The organism is Bacillus sp. LR--39 (assembly GCF_053613335.1).
Genome location: NZ_JBSIOT010001328.1, coordinates 1 through 572 on the forward strand (window position 1 = coordinate 1; position 572 = coordinate 572).

Annotated in this window: 1 protein-coding gene; it reads left to right on the forward strand. The window is 46.0% G+C overall.

Translation table 11 applies throughout. The annotated features are described in order from the left end of the window. Positions 1–572 (forward strand): PTS transporter subunit EIIC (locus tag ACWHAR_RS30285; RefSeq protein WP_452088833.1); only part of this gene is annotated, 572 nt, incomplete at both ends.

A 572-nucleotide genomic window follows, 5' to 3' on the forward strand; every position in this document is an offset into this window, starting at 1 on the left:
TGGTGACTCTGTTTTTTAAAACAAATATGCACGACGTTATTTATCACGCGATTCAGGCTCCGCTTGTCGGACTTGGAAGCGGTATCATTCCAACGCTGATTGCCGTGTTTTTCATACAAATTCTTTGGTTTTTCGGACTGCATGGACAGATCATTATCAACTCCGTGATGGACCCGATTTGGAATACACTGCAGGTAGAAAACCTTTCTGCTTACACGGCGGGAAAAGAAATCCCTCATATTATTTCAAAACCGTTTATGGAGATTTATACAGTAGGGATGGGCGGAACCGGGATGACGCTTGCGATTGTGTTTACCATTCTCATATTCATGAAAAGCAGGCAGATGAAGCAAGTATCAAAACTTGGCCTCGCTCCCGGTATTTTTAACGTAAACGAACCGATTATCTTCGGGCTTCCGATTGTCATGAATCCGATCATTATTGTGCCTTGGGTGCTGGCACCGATGGTTGTTACGCTCGTCACCTATCTGGCTATGTCAGCCGGGCTCGTTCCGCCTCCGACTGGTGTGACAGTGCCGTGGACGGTTCCATTGTTCATTAATGGCATCATG